This is a genomic window from Shigella sp. FC1544, from assembly GCF_001722145.1.
In the GTDB taxonomy this organism is placed as follows: domain Bacteria; phylum Pseudomonadota; class Gammaproteobacteria; order Enterobacterales; family Enterobacteriaceae; genus Escherichia; species Escherichia coli.
Genome location: NZ_MECT01000350.1, coordinates 1 through 866, shown reverse-complemented (window position 1 = coordinate 866; position 866 = coordinate 1). Strand labels below are relative to the sequence as shown.

Below are 866 nucleotides of genomic sequence, written 5' to 3'. Positions count from 1 at the left end.
ACTGTTACGACAACGCTCCGATGGAAAGCTTCTGGGGAACGCTGAAAAATGAGAGCCTGAGCCACTATCGTTTTAATAACCGGGATGAAGCCATCTCAGTAATACGGGAATACATTGAGATTTTCTACAATCGTCAGCGTCGTCACTCTCGTCTGGGGAATATCTCCCCGGCAGCCTTCAGGGAAAAATATCATCAGATGGCTGCTTAAAAAAAGAACAAATGGTAGTGTCCGCTATTGCCAGTACACCTCAGTCTTTAGTTTCAGTCGTTCTCTTGTAACTACTATTTTCGGTGCTCTTGTTGGCGTGACTGGATTTTGAGATATACGTCCTTCAACAATGGCCTCGCGAAACATATCAGACAACACAGAACGCATTGATCCTGCCATTGTGTTTTTCCCTCCTTCAATCCACAAATCAAGAAACTCGGCAATATGGCGAGTGGTTATTTCTGTCAGTAAAATCTCTCCCAATTTTTCTTTTATTGTCTTCAGTTGATTTGCCCGAATTTTATAAGTATTTCTGGACACTTTTCTCCTTATAAGAATCGTTTTGTAACGTTCAATCCAGTCTGCCATAGTAAATGAGTTGAACCCTTTAAGTTTTTCAATTAAGGAAGGCAGCAGGAGAGTAGTTTTTGTATATATAATGATTTGCTTCAATTGCCTGCGCTACTGCATCTCTTCTTGAAATGAAGTGGCACACTGAATTTGGCCACCTGAACAGAGGTGATATGCTCACCTCAGAACAACACAGGTGCTCCAATGAAAAAAAGAAATTTTAGCGCAGAGTTTAAACGCGAATCCGCTCAACTGGTTGTTGACCAGAAATACACGGTGGCAGATGCCGCCAAAGCTATGGATGTT

General features: G+C 41.9%; 2 protein-coding genes and 1 pseudogene. 2 read left to right on the top strand and 1 reads right to left on the bottom strand.

Going from position 1 to position 866, the window contains the following annotated elements:
- Positions 1–209, top strand: a 209-nt coding sequence (locus BGK49_RS16140; RefSeq protein WP_001073957.1) for an IS3 family transposase, incomplete at its 5' end; no start/stop codon positions are given.
- A gap of 42 nt (positions 210–251) precedes the next feature.
- On the opposite strand, the pseudogene BGK49_RS16135 reads toward BGK49_RS16140, so the two are convergent.
- Positions 252–693 (bottom strand): annotated as a pseudogene (locus BGK49_RS16135) (phage integrase central domain-containing protein); the annotation flags it as partial.
- Positions 694–764: 71 nt separating this feature from the next.
- Here BGK49_RS16135 and BGK49_RS16130 point away from each other — a divergent pair.
- The coding region (locus BGK49_RS16130; RefSeq protein WP_069375680.1) for an IS3 family transposase at positions 765–866 on the top strand (102 nt) is incomplete at its 3' end.